Source organism: Margalitia sp. FSL K6-0131, from assembly GCF_038008735.1.
GTDB lineage: Bacteria > Bacillota > Bacilli > Bacillales > Bacillaceae_C > Margalitia > Margalitia shackletonii.
Map to the genome: position 1 here is coordinate 2,948,326 of NZ_JBBOZS010000001.1, position 16,741 is coordinate 2,965,066.

Below are 16,741 nucleotides of genomic sequence, written 5' to 3' on the forward strand. Positions count from 1 at the left end.
ATACATACAATTCAGATCGGTATTATGTATTATCACAAAATAATTTGCCTATGATTACTAGTCCTTCTTCCTAATACTACCCGTTTTTAGCATTCAATAGATTCTGAAATTAATTTGCTGTTTTCTTGTAATAGTCTTTCTGCTGCTGTTATATTCTCTTTTAGATAGGTGGGTAGTTCTGGATGAGCTAAAATTTGTGGAGTTGTCAGCCACTTTTCTCTAGTACCTCTTCTTGCTAATACAGACTGCTGTTTTCCATTAACAATTACATAGTACTAAACATATGGAGCAAAGTAATAAAAAGTAACGCAGCAAATTGCGTTACTCTACATGAAATATTAGATTAATATAAGGATATATAAATTACATAATCCCATACTTTTCTTTAAATGCTGGACTTAACTCACTCCAAACATCAAATTTATTACCATCGATATCAAAGAAGACAAAGTTGTTGCCGGGGTGTCCACGATCTTCGATATCTCCTACGGATACGCCTCTTTCCTTAAGAAACGAGTGGAAGTTCCTTAATTGTTCTATTCCATTTACTTCAAAAGTCATATAAAAATGCTCCGATCCATATTGATCCAAAAACATCGCACGTTCCTCTGATTTAGCCTTAACAAGAAAGAAGCTTTGATTTGCAAAGTCCAATATCGCTTTATCCGAATTTCGAAAATTCTCTTTAGCCCCCAACATCTCTTGATACCACAAAGATGATTTTTCTATATCGTTAACAGGAATATATGTAGTCCCTACTCTTTGTATAAATTTATTCATTTCTTTTCCCCCATTATTTTTTGATATCTCTTAAAAAGTAACAATCCCTAATCCATTTCCATCTGGATCATATAGATCAAAAAATCTCATTCCATCCCCACTGTGAATGTCGCTTACCTGATAATTTTGATTAACTAAGAACGAGTGAAAACCATCAACATCTTCACAATAAAAGTTGAATGCAATGTGATGATGTTCCGGCATTTTTTCAACTTTATAAAGAGTTAACGCAGTTTTCATTTCTCCTTTTTCATTAAAGCGGAATCCAACATACTGACCATCACTGCTTCGGTAAACCACTTTAAATGGAAAAATGCTCATGTACCATTTTTCCGATTTTTGCAGATCAGTAACTGGTACGAAAACCGTATCAATTCGTTTGACTGATTTCATGACAAACACCTCCTTTATTAAATAACGAAACGAAAAGAAGAAAGGATACGAATAAATTTAAATTTTTTCTTTTATTAAAAATCGATTTCCATCTGGATCAACCATTTCAAATACAAAAAATTCATCCTTCTTATTTATTTTTATCCCCCTTGAAACTAATAGGTGATACGTTTTTACCACCACTTTAAAATCATCATTTTTTATGGCACTTAACAATCGATTCAGTAAAGTGGGGGTCGGTTCCAAATAGTTATCATCGAAATGCTTTTGATTAGACAAAGTATTTCTTGCTCTATTAATTGCAGCTTTTACACCGCCGTTACTCATATTCAACATGGATGCAATTTCGCGAGCTGTAAAACCAAAATATTCTTTGAGCAGCAAGCTAGCAGCCTGTTTAAAAGGCAACAGAGATATGAGAATTTCTATTGAATCCAGTAAAATATAATCGGAAGAAATTTCAAAGTCTTGGTTGTTGCTTAATCCCACAATCTCCCGCTTTGCTTTTCTAATTGTGTCGTACCATTGATTTGTCGCAGTTTTAAAGATATAGCCTTTAGGATTGGGATGTTCCATTAGTTTTGCAGAATTTCTCATTATTTTTATAACTGTATCCTGGAATAAATCTTCCCCATCCCAAGGGGTGCCAGTTATCATATAACAATATCGCTTTAACTCTGAGAGATAGGGTTCTATTAAGGCATCTATCTGCATTTTATTTGCTCCTTGTCGGATATCCTATATAAAATTAAAAATAGAAATATATGTTTTGTATTCGAGTAATTAAAGTAAAAATCCTTCTTGTTGCATTATTTAGAGGAACCATCGTTCGCAAACAAAAGAAATGAAGGCTTTTCAGTATTGCTCAATCCTTAAAGCTCTTTTAATATTGTTGAAATAGAAACAAAATTTAATATAATATTGTTAATGAACCAACGAGTGGGAGGATAGGCCATGAACAAAGAAGAACAGCTCTTAATGAATTTCAGGGACTTATACAACAAGATGGTTTGGCTTAATAAACCTAAGATGGAAGAGAGTCTTAAGGGCTATAAGCCTTCTGAAGTACATTGTATCGAATCTATTGAAAAAAATGGCGATGCCAATGTGACAAAACTTGCGGAATCCCTTTATATGACTAGAGGTGCCATCAGTAAATTAACTAAGAAACTTTTAAAAAAGGGGCTTATCGAAAGCTACCAGAAGCAAGATAACAAGAAAGAAATCTATTTTAGGCTTACCGAGCAAGGGAAAGAAATTTATAAAATCCATGAGGAACTGCACAAAGAGTTTCAAGAACGGGACAAAGTAGTTTTTGAACAAGTAACCAAGGAACAATTTGACAGTATGCTTAACTTCGTGGAAAAGTATAATAGGCATTTAGATGCAGAAATAAAAAAACAAAGTATATCTATTAATTAAATCAGAATAAATTTGAATAATGAAACCTAAGGCAGACTGACTCTAATGAGAACAATCTGCCTTTTTTATTGTCAACATTTAGTTGACAAGGAAACAAAATAATGATATTTTTTGTTGACGAGGAAACATATAATCACTTTTGAAAGGAGAATAATATGTCAAAAGAGAAAATAAAGGAACCAGGATTACCAAAAGAAATTCTCACCGCTGCCTGGGCTATTGCTCTTGGAGCAATTGCTCCAATGCTTGACTCAACTATGGTAAACATCGCCATCGACAAACTAACTAAGGATTTCAACACGACATTGGATACTATTCAATGGGCCATTACAGGTTACGTTTTAGCCCTTGCGATGGCAGTTCCAGTGTCTGGATGGCTTATGAACAAATTGAATGGAAAGAAAATCTTCGTCAGTGCAGTCATCGCTTTTGGTGTAATCTCTGTTTTCGCCGGAATTAGTTGGGACATTTCCAGCTTCATCTTCTTCCGATTGCTTCAAGGATTTAGCGCTGGGATTATTACCCCGCTTATGTCAACGCTCTTGGTTAAAACTGCAGGTCCGGAAAACCTAGGGAAAGTGATGGCAATCGTCAGCACACCAATGATCTTCGGCCCAATCTTAGGACCTGTAATTGGGGGCTTCATCGTTCAAGGTGCATCATGGCATTGGATTTTCTTCATTAACGTGTTCATCATGTTAATTGCTGCACCACTTATGTGGAAAACTATTCCAGACTTTGAACCATTCAACAAAGACAGTAAACTCGATGTTTTTGGGATTATCGATTTATCCTTAATGAGTGCAACATTGATTTACGGGATTACGAAAGCAGCGGACCATGCATCATTTGATAATAACGAAACAATTCTATGGGTGGGCATTGGCCTTATTTTAGCAGTAATATACCTCGTATATAATCGAATAAGAAAGAATCAAACCGTACTTCCGATAAAATTGTTTGCACACAAGAGCTTCTTAGCATCCAGCATCGGTTTGTTCTTCGCGAATATTGCTATCATGGGACCAATGTTAATACTTCCATTGTTCTTTCAAAACTTCCGTCATTTTTCGGCAATCGAAGCAGCGCTGGCGTTAATCCCTCAAGGAGTTGGCATGCTCGTTACCAGGCCAATGATTGGAAAAATGATTGATAAGATCGGCGCGAAATACGTGGTGATGGTCAGCCTTGTTCTTTCGCTTATCGGAACTATTCCGCTTATCTTTATCACCGATAAAACAAGTATGATTTGGATTTCCATCATATTGTTCATCCGTGGTACCAGTTTTGGAGGAATTATGCTTCCGTTAACGAGTGACGCTTATACAGGACTTGACAGCAAACAACTTCCAGAAGCAGGTGTAGGTATTAATATTATTGAAAACCTTGGTTCAAGTTTTGGTTCAGCTGTTATCGCAACCGTTGTCGCAACTGTCATACAAAGATTTCAGCCAACGATTGCCAATGGTTTAAAAGGTTACCATGCCGGATTCTTAGTATCCGCTATTGTCCTTGCAGTAATCTTCATCCCAGGTTTATTCCTCACGCATAAAAAGAATGCATAATAAAGAACCTGCGACTTATGCTACTATGAAAATATTGACTATAGGTGTTTTAAGAACATATCATAAGAGGGCTTCAGTACTTATGGAAAAGTACTGAAACCCTCTTTGTCTATTGCGAGACTACTTAATAAGTAGTTTAAATCTTGTATTTTAAAGATTTCAACAATAGGAAATAACCCAAAAAAACGATATTAGTTAAACATTGGACTAAATACTGTACTTTTTGTTCTATTCTCTCTTTTGCTTAATTTTTCTTAATTATATTTCATACCTTTGATAATATGAATTGGTTATAAAACAACCAAGTTTACGATAACCGTTAAATGAAAAAACAAAGAACAAATCAGCATGTGATTTGTTCTTCTAATTACTCTGAAAAATCTGAGTTTCTTACATAGATTCTTTTCCCGTAGGATTTATTTCGCTTCCGTTGGATCAGAAATCGCGCCCATAAATAGAATTGCTGTTGTATTATTATCAACAATGGCAAAGAAGAATGGACGATTCACCTCCATTTGGAAAGGTTCACCACTAGGAACAGATGCTTTTGTCATCGTAACAGAAGTTGCTGCGGCAGCTTCTGTTCCCTTTTCATTGACATCGATAAAAGTCTTTTGTTTTACTTCGCTGATTTGAATAGGAATCGTTTCTTTTACCATTTTTGAAAAATTAGCATCACTAGTGAATGCTGATTTCATACCGAGTTTTTCTAATGTATCATTCAACTCAATCTCGTGTTCAAATTTAAATTTCGGCAGCATGAAAGTTCCTTGTCTTGGCATAAATTGCGCTTGCCATTGCTTCCAATTATCAGCATTTAATTTCTTTTGAAATTCATCCAAACGAGTATTTTCTTTCGGCAAAAATACTACCATGCTCGTTTCACCATCTCCATAAGGAAGTGCCACGGCTTGAAAGTCCTCTGTTTCCAAATAATCCAACTCTTTATTGAGTTTCATAAGAGGAACTTTTTTGGTGGCCCCATCCTTTAAATGAAACGTTTTCTTCTCTGTATGCTTTTTATCAAATTCATACTGCCAATTCCCTTTGAAATAAACAGCGTTGATCAGTATGGTGATTAAATCAGAACTTAAAGGTGCATCTACTAAATCTTTTATGTTGTTATTAGTTGCCTTTTTGACCCAACCATTAATTTTATCTGGTGCATTCGGATTCTTAATATCGATTTCTTGAATCTTTGCATTAAAATAATCTTTGTTATTCTTAGAGAAATCGTCTTGAAAGTGGTAATTATTGTTCAACCAAATAGAGTTGGCAACATTGAGCTGGACTTTTTCTGAATTATTATGGAGCATGGACATTAATGAAGCATTCGCTTTATTTAGCTCACTGTTATTTAACCCACCCACATGCAAAACCTTTGCAATTTCATCCTTTGTCACTCCGTCTGCCCCATTATAAGCCATAGACAATGCCATAAATAAGCTGGCTGGGGAAATAATTACATTTTCGTTTTTATCAGCTACCACATGTTGTAACCAATCAAATCCTAATTCATTTTGTGAAGAAACGATTCTTTGGTAGTCTTCTTTACCAAACTCCACATTACTTGAAATCTCTAGACCATCTGCTTCCTTTTTGGTTCCACAGCCAGGCAAAATCAATAAGAAACACGCTATCAGTAAAGGATAAACCAATTTCTTCATATTCCTCACCGTCCTTACAACATTAGACTGAGATAGGAAGAATAAGGTTACAATTTATTGTTATTTCCATTTTAGATAATTAATCAATTTTGTTTTAGTCAAATTTTTGTAAATTAAAATATTTAATAGATTCATATAAAAAGAGGAAATGGGACGTGTTTAAGGAAAAGTAACGCTGTAGCACCTGGTTTCGAAAAATTTAATGCCCTTCCCCATTAAGGTGAATCGGACAATATTGGTTATACCTTCTATTCCTTGCTTCCCATGAATCTTAATTCATTGGCCAAACAATTCAGGTAGAAGGCGGTCATTATATCGCTAATCCAAGAATTGCAGACTGTCAGGAATATTTTAAAGATATTATCTGCCTGTAGCAGAGGAATTCCCGCGACCACGGTAACGATTATAGACTTATTGTGACCGTTACGAAGGAAATTCTACGGCTACGGTAACAATCATGGACTTATTGTGACCGTTACGAAGGAAATTCTGCGACTACGGTAACAATCATGGACTTATTGTGACCGTTACGAAGGAAATTCTGCGACTACGGTAACAATCATTAACTTATTGTGCCCGTTACGGAGGAATTCCCGCGACTACGGTAACGATCATGGACTTATTGTGACCGTTACGGAGGAATTCCCGCGACTACGGTAACAATCATTGGCTTATTGTGACCGTTACGAAGGAAATTCTGCGACTACGGTAACAATCATTAACTTATTGTGCCCGTTACGGAGGAATTCCCGCGACTACGGTAACGATCATAGACTGATTGTGACCGTTGCGGAGGAAATCCCGCGACTACGGTAACGATTATAGACTGATTGTGACCGTTACGAAGCAATTTCTGCGACTACGGTAACAATCATGGACTTATTGTGACCGTTACAAAGGAAATCCCGAGAATACGGTAACAATCAATCACGGAATGTGCCCACAAAAGAGGAAATCCAGGTACAACGGTAACCTTCATAGACTGAATCTGCCCGCAAAGTAAGTTAAATTAATAAAATAAATAAATCCCCTAAGAATCACCATTCTTAGGGGATAAATATTATTGATTTAATTGTTTAATAAACTCTCTCATGAATCCAGGAAGATCTGGCCACGCATGACCGGAGACAAGATTTCCTTCGACATGAAGATGATTTTCGATGTATGTAGCACCTGTTGCTTCTACATCTGGCTTACAAGCAATATAAGCTGTTAATTCACGTCCTTCCATGTATTGCTTCACTGTTGTTAGGATAAGACTCGCGTGACAAATCGCTCCAACTGGTTTCTTTGTTTCAAAGAAATGCGCTACAATTCTAGGAACATTTTCATTTAAACGAATATACTCTGGTGCCCTTCCCCCTGGAATAATTAGTCCGTCATATTCTTCAGGATTTACGTCTTCAAAGGCAACGGTTGATTCAATTAAATACCCCTTGCTTTCTGTATAAGTATCCCAGCCAATAAAATCATGCACAACTGTTTGAAGTTGCTTTTTCGATGGAGCAGCTATTTGAACATCATACCCTTCTTCTAAACAGCGAAAATAAGGATAATAGATTTCTAGCGCCTCCACCGCATCTCCAGCTAATAACAATACTTTTTTTGCCATGTAATGCTCCCCCTTTCAAATATTCATTTTGCCTATATTTATATAATCTAAAAAAAGTTATACTTTCCTCTAATTTCAAAAATTTTTCAACATAAATTGTTTTTAGCTCAATTAAAAAAGGCGAATGGTAGCAAATACCATTGCCTAAAGTAAGTCAATTAAATAAATAGCAATCCCCAAATGCTATGAATAAAATATTAATAGAATTACAGTATTTTTCCTTTGCGTTGAAGCGCTTACGTTTTAATCTCCTATGAAATACTCACCTAATATCTCTGTATATCATTATATTTTTTCCTCTTGAAATTTCAATTTGGATAACACTAGTTTATGCAGTCTTAATAAATGTTGGATCTCTTCTTCCGGTATTTCTAATAATCCGTTTAGCCTTGTTATCGTAGTATTGTCAGATGAAAAAATGGTTTCTAACAACTCCTCACCCTTTTTAGATAAAAGGAGAGAAATGGCTCTTCGGTCTGTATGCGGTATAACTCGTTCAACGAAATTATTTTGTACCAATCGATCGACTACACCGCTAACTGTGCTATTCGTAAGCCTTAACTTTTCTGCCAGTTCACTTAAACCAATATTAGGATTAAGATTAATATGATAAATTGTTTTTAATTGAACTACCGTTATTCCGTGTTTATCTGCTTCTAATTTTTCTAACTTATAGATTGCTCTGTTTATTTCTGAAAAAGATTCCAATATATTATTATTAAATGTATTCATGTTGGTCCCCTCATTACTATAAATTACCCCATGACTTTTTTCTTAATTATGAGTTAGAGATTAACCATTAGCTTTCAACAACGCATTTCTATTTGAATATATCATAAATTCTACAACCTTTTAACTAGGTGTCGCCATCATTTCACCAAGAATACAAAAAAGTGCATGAATCTCTGCAGGATAAATGCACTAGTTATCACATTATGCGATTGAATGAAAAAATTAGTAGAAGGCTATCCCATCTCCTGGAATAGCCATTCTAACCATTATTGCAAACTTGAATTTCTTCTATTTTTTATATTAAATAAATGCAAACTACTATCGCCCCTATAATAACAATAATGCCGAGAATAATATACATTAATAGAATGCGAGTTAAATTTCCTTTGGTTGCAGTGCTATAGTCTGCATCGGCTTTCCCTGCCACCATTAACGTTCCTACTAGAGCTGCAATCCCTACTACAGCAACTAAAATGTAAGCAACCATCATCATGTCGATACACCTCCACCATCAATGACAAGGTCCTTATTCTAAAATAAAATTTCCTTCTAGTATCATCATAATGGTGTATTCTTTAATTGAAACCATCCAATCCGTCAATAATATAGCCATCCACTTTTCTTATCTTGTTTTTTCGAAAGCATGAAACAAACGTTTCACACCCTGATGAATAGTATTTTCATCCCCTCTAGCATATGTGAGACGGATACATCCTTTTTCTGTACCAAGAGTACTGCCGGGTGCAAAGATTACTCCCTCTTTAATCGAATTTTCTAGAAGGAGATTCTCATTTACTTCATTTTTAAATTGACACCACAAATGAATTCCTCCCAATGGTTTTTGAAATTCAACATGACTTCCAAAATATTGAATTAGATTGCTCATTATTGCATCTCTTCGACTTTTTAACTCCCTTTTTAATAAATGAAGATGTTCTTCTAAGTAATGGGAGCTTAAAAATTGATTTCCAATCCATTGCGAGAATGTCGAATGCCCAAAATCAAACTGCTGTTTTGCATCTGCTAATCGTTCTATTACTGGAGGTGGACCGATTATCCATCCTATTCTTAAACCAGGTGCCGCGATTTTGGATAAGGAACTAATATACAGCACATTTCCATTCACATCCATCGATTTTAATGTTGATGGATGTTCTTCTGTAAAAGATAACAAACTATATGGATCATCTTCGATTATAGGGATTCCAAATTCAGATGAGATATTCAATAATTCCCTTCTTTTATGAGACGACATTAACGTCCCTGTCGGATTTTGATAAATAGGATTAGTAAATATCATTTTGATTCGATGCTTTTTATGAATAGGAATTAATTCAGCAGGGTTCCATCCGCTTTTCTCTGCTGAAAGGTGGAATACTTTCAATCCAGCTGTTTTAAAGATAGGAAGACTAAAGCTATAAGATGGGTTTTCTATCACCACAGCATCTCCAGGCTTTAATAAACACTGGATAATCAAATGGATAGCTTGCTGGGCACCCGAAGTGATAAGGATAGACTCAGGCTTCGTTTCTATTTTCCGATACTCTCGAACATGTTCGACTATGGTATTGCGCAAATCGATATTCCCTTGTGGATGATCATACCCTAAGTTCCCAGTAAACTTTGTTTTCATTAGAGATTCCTGTATAAAATCATTAGGAAAAAGATCAGCGGATAGTTCACCGCTCGCAAGATTTATGAGATGATTTTCTTCCGTTTCTTTCCGGATGCGTTGCATGACTGGAATATTTGGTAAAAACGTTCCCGCTTCAATATATTTGTTCCAGCTGGGGATTCGCTTTTTCGTAAGTCCCCAAATATCCCTGCTGATAATGGTTCCGCTCCCCTTCTTGCGCTCCACCAGCCCACTTGCCTCTAATTCTGCATAAGCCGAAACGATTGTACTGCGATTTACACCTAATGCTTGCGCAAGAGTTCTTTCAGAAGGCAGTGGCTTATCTACCGGAAACGTACCGTCTGTTATACCGTTTTCAATATACTCTGATATTTGTATGTAAATCGGAGTTTTCTTATTTCTATCTGGTTTCCAATCCATTTAACTGTCCTTCTTCCAAAATAATAAAAATTGCATCTTCTATCTTGATTGTAACGGAAATAAGATTGCCAAATACAAATCATTTTTGTCCTTTTTTGTAATTTTACTATTCTATTTCTACCTTTATAAGTGGTTGGTCTTATTTAAATGCAAATGGATGGTGTATTAAACTGGTTATTCTATTATGATGTTGAAATAGCAGAGTTCTGGTTATTACTATGTCTTGATTAACTGTAAGGAGATGATAAAAATGACTTGGATGATCGTACTTTCAATCGTTATTGCCAGTGCTGTTAAGATAATATTGACATGTCCACCTACCAGTCTTGTAGAATGGTTTTTAAGTGAATTTGAAATCCATTTAAAACTCAATGACAATAATGATACTATAACGATGAACGGGATAATCTTAGAAGAACAAAAGAAGAAACAATTTATCCAAAGCTTTAACGAAGCCGTTTTTTTAGAGCGCTATTATATTTTTCCAGGAAACGAAAATACATTTTTACAACCAAAAAATAATAGTTTACCATTAGTCATTGATACTAAAAGAGGGAAAAAATCCATTAAATTATTTGTATATCGATATCATGATCATGTAGATGTTGTAAAACTGTGTAAGAAAAAAATAATCGCATATGGATTGCAATCTGAGTACCTTCAAAACTTGGAATAGCGCTTGAAAGGCAAACAAATAAAGGAACTGCACTGGTGCTTAAAAATGGGATGAATTTTTCCTTGCGTCTGCCTTTTGAACACTTATAAAGTCCATTTGCTCTCGAATTTTTGCTTGGGTTGGTCTTTTGAACGTTTCTAAAGACCATTTGCAACCGGAGTTTTCCTTGCCTTGGTCTTTTGAACCCATATAAAGACCACTTGCTCTCGCATTTTGCCATGAGTTGGTCTTTTTGAGCACTTTTAAAGATAATGTTATTTGTTATGTTAGGTTATCTTTGGTTTGTGGAATATCTATTAACCAATTATTCTCTTCGTTTGCTTCTAGTAGTTCACTGACTTCATAAGTGGCATAATAACCTTCTTTTACAAAGGGGTCACTTTCCACTAGATTTATTGCTTCTCCCAAACTTTCACATAGAATGATTTGTATCGCTTTATCATTATCTTTGAAGGGTCCACAAATGAATAGTTTTCCTTCATCATTCATTTTTCTAAGATGTTCAATATGCTGTATTAATAATTCCTGTGTTAGTTCCCCTGCCTTTTTATCTTTTAACATCACTACAAATTTTTTCATTTACTTCACCCATTATCAAATAGAATTAGAACATTCATTCTTATCTAATATTCTATTTAACATCTTTTAACTGCGCAACTAACGAATGGATGACAGCACCGACTTTTTTAACTACGACCTAACACCCATGTAATTTCCACTTTCATTAAAGTCCACCCTACTTTCTTCCCCTTTTTTTCCATCGCTACATTAACTATTCTTCCTATGCATAAAGTTGGTATGAAGCAAGCTTTTTTCACAGGTAAATTGTAATAAAGGGGGAATCATTTTCTGTAGAAAAAGTATTACTGTTTCATTCACGTATCATCATATTTTACTATTTTCCACAAAATCGGAGGGGAAAAGATGAAAAAGCTAGTAAAAATATTTAGCTTTTCAATCATTATTTTTACTTTCATTCTTACTGGCGTACCAGAATGGGGATCTAATAAAGCAAAAGCAGATGAACCATCTTCTACAAAATTAAATAATCTAGTAATAGATTTGAATGTCCCTCAAGTAAGCCGAGATGTATTAAATAATAAACTGAAGTTAAATGCTTTTCATTTGTATAGCGATGGTAACTTTCTACTAGCCAACAAAAATATTACTTGGAAATCTTCCAATAAAAATGTAGCTTCTGTTGATCCAAGCGGTGAAGTGACTTTACTTGGGCATAACGGAAAGACTTTTATCTATGCAACTGATGGAAATTACCAAGATAGAATTTCCATTCAATATAAAGGTAATCAAGATAAAATAATCGTAGAAAAAGAGCATGGAAAACGCTATGACATTATTGGTAAAGCCATTAATCATATGACTGTGCCAGAAAAAGTTGGACAGATGTTGATGCCTGATTTTCGTACGTGGAAAGGGAAAAATGTAACAGAAATGCAGCCGGAAATTGCGCAGCTGATCAAGCAATATCATATTGGCGGTGTTATTTTATTCCGTGAAAATACCGTTACAGCGGACCAAACAATCCGACTTACGAGAGCTTATCAAGATGCGGCTGAAAAATACGGGATGCTAATTTCTGTTGACCAGGAAGGCGGTATCGTAACAAGGCTGCAAACTGGTACTGATTTTCCTGGGAATATGGCACTTGGGGCAACCCGTTCTGAAGAGCTGGCTGGTAAAGTTGGAAAAGTCATTGGCGAAGAGCTGGAAGCAGATGGTATTAACATGGACTTTGGCCCAGTAATGGACGTGAACGTAAATCCGGATAATCCAGTTATTGGTGTTCGTTCCTTTGGTGCCGATCCTCAATTGGTAGCTGATTTGGGAAAGGCTTATCTCAATGGACTACATCAAACGAACACGGCATCTACTGCGAAGCATTTTCCTGGTCATGGGGATACAGCAGTAGACTCCCACTTAGGTTTGCCGGAAGTTCCTTATGATATGGATCGATTGAAGCAAGTGGAGCTATATCCATTTCAACAAGCTATGAATGCCGGAATTGATGCTATTATGACAGCACATGTAACCTTTCCAAAAATCGATGATACAAAGGTCATTTCCCAAAAAGATGGTACAGAAATTTCGCTTCCTGCAACTCTTTCCTATAAAGTTTTGACAGGACTAATGCGAGGACAAATGGGCTTTAAGGGCGTTATTGTTACTGATGCCATGAACATGGGAGCCATCGTGGATAACTTTGGAGCAGTGGATGCAGCTATTCGGGCAGTTAACGCGGGTGCTGATATTTTATTAATGCCTGTTGGTGTGGAGCAAGTTGCGAATGGATTATATAATGCGGTATATTCGGGAGCTATCCCGGTTACCAGAATCGACCAATCTGTGGAACGTATTCTTACTTTAAAGTTAAATAGAAGTATTGTAAAACCGGAAGTGGAAAAAAATATAGACGATCAAGTTGCAAATGCATTAAAGGTTGTCGGCTCACCTGAGCATAAGCAAATTGAAAAGGAAGTCGCTGCTAAATCTATAACACTTGTAAAAAATGATCATCTACTTCCATTGAACGTGGCAAAAGAGGATAAAATTGCGGTTGTTGGCTATTCCGGATATTATGTACAATCACTTGTAGATGAAGTGAAGAAACATCATAATAATGTGACCTATATCAATACATCAACTACCTTGACAAAAGCCCAATTAGATCAAATAAAAGATGCAAAATATATTATTGTTGGAACCTATACTTCCTCTGTTAGCGGCAGAGCACCTTCCGCATCACAAATGTTAATGACGAATCAGCTGATTGCAACAGGCATTCCAGTTGTCGCGGTTGGCATCAGAAATCCATATGACATCATGTCCTATCGAAATGTCGGAGCCTATTTAGTTCAATATTCTTATAATAAAGCTAGCTTTGAAGCATCTGTCAACACCATTTTTGGTGAAAATAACCCGACAGGAAAGCTTCCAGTAACCATCTACAATCAGGATGGAAGTATTTTATATAATATTGGTCATGGATTGGAATATTGACGGGGAAAGGGCATCCTCTTTGTAAAATTAATAATAATAACCTCGCTAAACAATCATAAAAAAGAGCGTGTTTTGTAAAAAAAGATGGAACAAAACACGCTCTTCATATTATTAATTGACTCATTCTTTTATAAAAAATTTGATCATTTCCTTGCCTATGGTGTTTCCTTAACGCGCCCGTTTAAGGCAAAACAAAAGTAAAAAAAAAAGACATGCTGTTAGTTGCTTCAAACAGTAATTGTGAATAAATCAAAGCATTGTTCATCTTCTGAAAGAGAATAGTAATTAGGCTAAGAGATACTTTCATCAATTAACGATGCACATCGTTTCATTTTGTTTTTCAATGTTTTAACTCCAAACTGTTTAAAATGATGGACAAGGGTCTATGGTAGTAGATAGACATGCATTTTCCGTTCGCAAAGGAAGACCATTTTGTTTTACCTGCGAGGGGGAGAATACAGTCTAGAAGGGAACTTAACGATGATAGTGTCACATCCGTAAAGCAAAAAATTCCGTTTATAAGCAATAAGTAATTTTAAAGAATGATATACTTATTTAAGTTTATAAAACTCTTTAAATGCAGCGGAGAGCTGATCCAGATTGCCATACACTTTTTCAAATGCTGACAGGGTTCTTTTATTCATCATATCTGATTTATGCTCATCCACGTTATCGATATATTTACTTTGCTTCAATAATTTCTCGAATTTGGTTATTTTGTTGAAACCTTCTGTTTCAATGAGGAAATTTGTTACCAGGAAGCCGTAAGCATAAACATTAATATCCTTATCATCATAAGAATCGATGTTTATTAATGTTTCAAGAGAATAATATCGATGCTTACATGCTGCAAGAACCTTTTCGATTGCTTTGTTTAACGATTTTTTATCTAATACAAGCTTCCCGTTTTCCTTTTTTACACCATTCTCCATATAGGTTGCTAACCCTTCTTGGAACAGTGACGTTAAATTATCATTGGTAAAATCCATTAACATGCGATGGGTAAGTTCATGAGCGAAAATGGAGAAGGTGCGTTCAGGATTATCTTTTAGTAATAGTGTTTTAAACGAACCATCCATGTCACCACTTTCCCCTGAAAGAGAAGGAAAAGGAACAGAAGCCGCTAATGCTTCTCTATTAGTAAAAAGCTTAACATCAACGTGGTCAGGGTTCCAACGGTAATTCTCCTTATAAAACTGAACAATTTGAAAAGTATCTTCAATATACTTTTCAGCTTCTCTTACGTTTTCGGGTAAATAGTAAAAGGTGATGTTATCTTTATTCATGCTTTGGAAAGGCAAATCATTAATCTTCCATCCATCCGCTGTTTTGATAATTTGATATTGGATATGATTATTAGTAGGTTCACTATTTTTGAACCCCATAGTTACAACAAAACTGATAAACCCTTGTGTTTCTGAGATTACTTGAATATCATATAGTCCAATGGAAAGGGTGGCTTCTTTTATTTTGCCATATAAAATAGCTGCTTTAATCCATCTAGCCTGCTCTCTATAAAACAATGGGTTATCTGGATTTTGAAATTTCATAAACTCATCATAGTTTTTGTTTTTAACCGCTTCCTCCACGCCAAGAAAATACTGTTTTAATTCCGCTTCCAATTTTTCTTTATCTTGATCATTAAAGGTATCCTCTTTGTTTTTCGCTTTTTTTTGATGGGTCGCAGTATTTTCCTGTCCACTGCTGACTTTTTCTTGAGTACATCCCGTAGTTAAAATCAGTAAAAACATAATGAAAAGTGAATATAAATATTTTTTCATACTCCCCCTCTTTTCTATAAAAATGAAATTACCGTATGAATGATTAAGATTGTTTCTATAATTTATTTCTATATTTAGATATTTATTTCCTTTTAATATTAAATTTCGGATTTAAAATATTTTCCATCATCACCATACTAATTCTTTATGATTTATTCTAGACTTTTCACCTGCAAATTCGATTAGGATTGAATCTAAAATCCTACCTCCATTTTCCGGAAATAGCGCTTAATGCATATGCGGAATAGGAATATTCAGCAACTTAGCACCCCTTAAAAAGTAGTAATGTACCACTACAAGAAACTCACACAAGCAATATTCCACATCGATTTAGAAAACTCCCTCTTCTGCTAATTTGATCTGTCAGATAAAGAGCAAACTTTCACAATCTCGTCATCATTACCAGTTTACTTAAAATATGATGATCAACAATTTGGCCCGATTGTTGAATACAAGCTATTGAAGATTGTTCATCTAAACTCCCTGTTAGCCGAATAAGAAATCGGATTGCCTCAATAACCCCACTGTTTAACTCAATCGCCCAATATTTTATGTCATTATTCCCCAATACTCTTCAGCTTTATTTAGTTGAGTCAACGCTTTATTAGCAACCTTTTCGTATATATCTCCAAATACGTTGTTTACGTCGTACCTAAACCATTCACCATTATTCCCCTTTAACCTTAGCCTACTATCAGGAATTAAATCGTGTGCCGTCACTTTATTGGGAAGAACTTTTTCTCCCCAGTGATGGATAACTCCTTCTGGGGAACAAACTCCAATTTCTATTACAAAACCCCCACCATATTTGTCAAATTGAAAAGTGATTAGGTCTATTTTATTCTCGAAAATTCTTCGGAAATGTGGGAACGAACCTTTAAAGCCCCGTTCCCTAAGTTCAGGAACAACAATCTTTTTTAATGCTGAAATCATCTTCTCTCTTCCCAATGACATTTTTTCACCTTCTTAAGTTATATACATTCATTATTTTTTCACTCTTTTTAAACTTCCCATCGTTAATAATCATCCTTGAACATTA

At 35.3% G+C, this 16,741-nt stretch carries 16 protein-coding genes; 4 read left to right on the forward strand and 12 right to left on the reverse strand.

The window, feature by feature from the left end:
* Positions 1–363: 363 nt before the first annotated feature.
* From NSQ59_RS14420 to NSQ59_RS14430, 3 genes are read right to left on the reverse strand one after another with little or no spacing between them, the layout of a single operon-like run.
* Complete coding sequence (locus NSQ59_RS14420) at positions 364–780, reverse strand: VOC family protein (protein WP_340831958.1); 417 nt, start codon at positions 778–780, stop codon at positions 364–366.
* A gap of 30 nt (positions 781–810) precedes the next feature.
* The gene (locus NSQ59_RS14425) at positions 811–1,173 is read right to left on the reverse strand and encodes a VOC family protein (protein ID WP_340831960.1); all 363 of its coding nucleotides are present in this window, start codon (positions 1,171–1,173) and stop codon (positions 811–813) included.
* 57 nt (positions 1,174–1,230) lie between these two features.
* The gene (locus tag NSQ59_RS14430) at positions 1,231–1,887 is read right to left on the reverse strand and encodes an RNA polymerase sigma factor (protein WP_340831964.1); all 657 of its coding nucleotides are present in this window, start codon (positions 1,885–1,887) and stop codon (positions 1,231–1,233) included.
* A gap of 240 nt (positions 1,888–2,127) precedes the next feature.
* Between NSQ59_RS14430 and NSQ59_RS14435 the strand changes: the two genes are divergently transcribed.
* Positions 2,128–2,595, forward strand: coding sequence for a MarR family transcriptional regulator (locus NSQ59_RS14435; protein ID WP_340831966.1), 468 nt, complete (start codon positions 2,128–2,130; stop codon positions 2,593–2,595).
* A gap of 155 nt (positions 2,596–2,750) precedes the next feature.
* A complete protein-coding gene (locus NSQ59_RS14440) occupies positions 2,751–4,160 on the forward strand; it encodes an MDR family MFS transporter (RefSeq protein ID WP_340831968.1) in 1,410 nt (469 codons plus the stop codon).
* Between the two features lie 416 nt (positions 4,161–4,576).
* On the opposite strand, the gene NSQ59_RS14445 is transcribed toward NSQ59_RS14440, so the two are convergent.
* The 5 genes from NSQ59_RS14445 to pdxR all read right to left on the reverse strand — a co-directional run bounded on the left by NSQ59_RS14445 (position 4,577) and on the right by pdxR (position 10,227).
* The gene (locus NSQ59_RS14445) at positions 4,577–5,827 is read right to left on the reverse strand and encodes a serpin family protein (RefSeq protein ID WP_340831970.1); all 1,251 of its coding nucleotides are present in this window, start codon (positions 5,825–5,827) and stop codon (positions 4,577–4,579) included.
* A 1,060-nt stretch (positions 5,828–6,887) separates the two neighbouring features.
* Positions 6,888–7,439, reverse strand: coding sequence for a DJ-1/PfpI family protein (locus tag NSQ59_RS14455; RefSeq protein WP_340831972.1), 552 nt, complete (start codon positions 7,437–7,439; stop codon positions 6,888–6,890).
* 285 nt (positions 7,440–7,724) lie between these two features.
* The gene (locus NSQ59_RS14460; protein WP_055740000.1) at positions 7,725–8,171 is read right to left on the reverse strand and encodes a MarR family winged helix-turn-helix transcriptional regulator; all 447 of its coding nucleotides are present in this window, start codon (positions 8,169–8,171) and stop codon (positions 7,725–7,727) included.
* A 295-nt stretch (positions 8,172–8,466) separates the two neighbouring features.
* Positions 8,467–8,664, reverse strand: coding sequence for a hypothetical protein (locus NSQ59_RS14465; RefSeq protein ID WP_055740001.1), 198 nt, complete (start codon positions 8,662–8,664; stop codon positions 8,467–8,469).
* Between the two features lie 129 nt (positions 8,665–8,793).
* Positions 8,794–10,227, reverse strand: coding sequence for a MocR-like pyridoxine biosynthesis transcription factor PdxR (pdxR, locus tag NSQ59_RS14470; RefSeq protein ID WP_340831974.1), 1,434 nt, complete (start codon positions 10,225–10,227; stop codon positions 8,794–8,796).
* A 250-nt stretch (positions 10,228–10,477) separates the two neighbouring features.
* Here pdxR and NSQ59_RS14475 point away from each other — a divergent pair, with 250 nt between their 5' ends.
* Positions 10,478–10,903, forward strand: coding sequence for a YfmQ family protein (locus NSQ59_RS14475; protein WP_340831977.1), 426 nt, complete (start codon positions 10,478–10,480; stop codon positions 10,901–10,903).
* Positions 10,904–10,942: 39 nt separating this feature from the next.
* Here the strand turns inward: NSQ59_RS14475 and NSQ59_RS14480 are convergent, their stop codons facing one another.
* Complete coding sequence (locus NSQ59_RS14480) at positions 10,943–11,092, reverse strand: hypothetical protein (RefSeq protein WP_340831979.1); 150 nt, start codon at positions 11,090–11,092, stop codon at positions 10,943–10,945.
* Positions 11,093–11,164: 72 nt separating this feature from the next.
* Positions 11,165–11,482, reverse strand: coding sequence for a YciI family protein (locus NSQ59_RS14485; protein ID WP_055740004.1), 318 nt, complete (start codon positions 11,480–11,482; stop codon positions 11,165–11,167).
* Between the two features lie 345 nt (positions 11,483–11,827).
* Between NSQ59_RS14485 and NSQ59_RS14490 the strand changes: the two genes are divergently transcribed.
* Positions 11,828–13,921 carry a glycoside hydrolase family 3 protein gene (locus NSQ59_RS14490; protein WP_340831982.1) on the forward strand — a complete coding sequence of 698 codons (2,094 nt, stop codon included), beginning with the start codon at positions 11,828–11,830 and terminating at the stop codon, positions 13,919–13,921.
* Positions 13,922–14,472: 551 nt separating this feature from the next.
* Here the strand turns inward: NSQ59_RS14490 and NSQ59_RS14495 are convergent.
* Together NSQ59_RS14495 and NSQ59_RS14500 are read right to left on the reverse strand one after the other, a co-directional pair.
* The gene (locus tag NSQ59_RS14495; protein ID WP_340831983.1) at positions 14,473–15,702 is read right to left on the reverse strand and encodes a collagenase; all 1,230 of its coding nucleotides are present in this window, start codon (positions 15,700–15,702) and stop codon (positions 14,473–14,475) included.
* A gap of 549 nt (positions 15,703–16,251) precedes the next feature.
* Complete coding sequence (locus NSQ59_RS14500; RefSeq protein WP_340831984.1) at positions 16,252–16,656, reverse strand: DUF4304 domain-containing protein; 405 nt, start codon at positions 16,654–16,656, stop codon at positions 16,252–16,254.
* Positions 16,657–16,741 lie beyond the last annotated feature (85 nt).

Coding starts and splice junctions, on each gene's coding strand:
- NSQ59_RS14420 (WP_340831958.1), bottom strand. CDS start 780: ATGAATAAATTTATACAAAGAGTAGGGACTACATATATTCCTGTTAAC.
- NSQ59_RS14425 (WP_340831960.1), bottom strand. CDS start 1,173: ATGAAATCAGTCAAACGAATTGATACGGTTTTCGTACCAGTTACTGAT.
- NSQ59_RS14430 (WP_340831964.1), bottom strand. CDS start 1,887: ATGCAGATAGATGCCTTAATAGAACCCTATCTCTCAGAGTTAAAGCGA.
- NSQ59_RS14435 (WP_340831966.1), top strand. CDS start 2,128: ATGAACAAAGAAGAACAGCTCTTAATGAATTTCAGGGACTTATACAAC.
- NSQ59_RS14440 (WP_340831968.1), top strand. CDS start 2,751: ATGTCAAAAGAGAAAATAAAGGAACCAGGATTACCAAAAGAAATTCTC.
- NSQ59_RS14445 (WP_340831970.1), bottom strand. CDS start 5,827: ATGAAGAAATTGGTTTATCCTTTACTGATAGCGTGTTTCTTATTGATT.
- NSQ59_RS14455 (WP_340831972.1), bottom strand. CDS start 7,439: ATGGCAAAAAAAGTATTGTTATTAGCTGGAGATGCGGTGGAGGCGCTA.
- NSQ59_RS14460 (WP_055740000.1), bottom strand. CDS start 8,171: ATGAATACATTTAATAATAATATATTGGAATCTTTTTCAGAAATAAAC.
- NSQ59_RS14465 (WP_055740001.1), bottom strand. CDS start 8,664: ATGATGATGGTTGCTTACATTTTAGTTGCTGTAGTAGGGATTGCAGCT.
- pdxR (WP_340831974.1), bottom strand. CDS start 10,227: ATGGATTGGAAACCAGATAGAAATAAGAAAACTCCGATTTACATACAA.
- NSQ59_RS14475 (WP_340831977.1), top strand. CDS start 10,478: ATGACTTGGATGATCGTACTTTCAATCGTTATTGCCAGTGCTGTTAAG.
- NSQ59_RS14480 (WP_340831979.1), bottom strand. CDS start 11,092: ATGGGTTCAAAAGACCAAGGCAAGGAAAACTCCGGTTGCAAATGGTCT.
- NSQ59_RS14485 (WP_055740004.1), bottom strand. CDS start 11,482: ATGAAAAAATTTGTAGTGATGTTAAAAGATAAAAAGGCAGGGGAACTA.
- NSQ59_RS14490 (WP_340831982.1), top strand. CDS start 11,828: ATGAAAAAGCTAGTAAAAATATTTAGCTTTTCAATCATTATTTTTACT.
- NSQ59_RS14495 (WP_340831983.1), bottom strand. CDS start 15,702: ATGAAAAAATATTTATATTCACTTTTCATTATGTTTTTACTGATTTTA.
- NSQ59_RS14500 (WP_340831984.1), bottom strand. CDS start 16,656: ATGTCATTGGGAAGAGAGAAGATGATTTCAGCATTAAAAAAGATTGTT.